The organism is Paracoccus niistensis, assembly GCF_042432925.1.
Classification (GTDB): domain Bacteria; phylum Pseudomonadota; class Alphaproteobacteria; order Rhodobacterales; family Rhodobacteraceae; genus Paracoccus; species Paracoccus niistensis.
This window is the reverse complement of the sequence record NZ_JBHLWE010000073.1, coordinates 1-831: the sequence shown is the minus strand read 5'-3', so window position 1 is coordinate 831 and position 831 is coordinate 1. Positions and strand designations below refer to the sequence as shown.

Here is an 831-nt window from a genome sequence, read left to right as displayed (position 1 = left end):
TGGGGGTGGCCGGCGAAGCGGTTCCGGGTGGGAAGCCGGCCACTGCACAGCCGCGGGGGCCGGAGGCCGGTAGCCCAGGGCTGAATGCGGGCGCTTGGTGTTGTAGTGCCGTCTCCAGTTCTCGATGACGATCTTTGCCTCGGCGAGACTGTAGAAGATTTCCCCATCGAGCAGTTCGTCGCGGAGCTTGGAGTTGAAGCTCTCGCAGTAACCGTTCTCCCAGGGTGATCCAGGCTCGATGTAGGCGGTCCTGGCACCGACGGCGGCGATCCAGTCGCGCACGGCCTTGGCGATGAACTCGGGGCCATTGTCAGACCGGATGTGGCTGGGCACGCCCCGCAGAATGAACTGATCCGACAGCACGTCGAGCACGTCCGTTGAGTTGAGCTTTCGGTTGACCTGGACTGCCAGGCATTCCCGGGTGAACTCATCGATCAGGTTGAGCATGCGGAACTTCCTTCCGTCATGGGTCCGGCTCTCGACGAAGTCGTAAGACCAGACGTGGTTCGGGCGCTCGGGCCGCAAACGGATGCACGATCCATCGTTGAGCCACAAACGGCCCTTCTTGGGTTGCTTCTGGGGAACCTTCAGCCCCTCCCGCCGCCAGATCCGCTCGACCCGCTTCATGTTCACCGTCCAACCGGCATTCCGAAGCAGAGCAGTAATCCGGCGATAGCCGTAGCGGCCATACTGGCTGGCCAACGCAACGATGTCCGCCGTCAGTGCGTCCTCATCGGCCCGCCCCCGCGGCACCTTCCGCTGGGTCGAGCGATGCTGGCCGAGCACCCGGCAGGCCAGACGTTCGGAAACGCAGAACTTCTGCCGGACATG

1 protein-coding gene is annotated in these 831 nt (G+C 63.7%); it reads right to left on the bottom strand.

The annotated features are described in order from the left end of the window. Positions 1 to 831, bottom strand: an 831-nt coding sequence (locus tag ACFFII_RS17485) for an IS3 family transposase (protein WP_377700153.1), incomplete at both ends; no start/stop codon positions are given.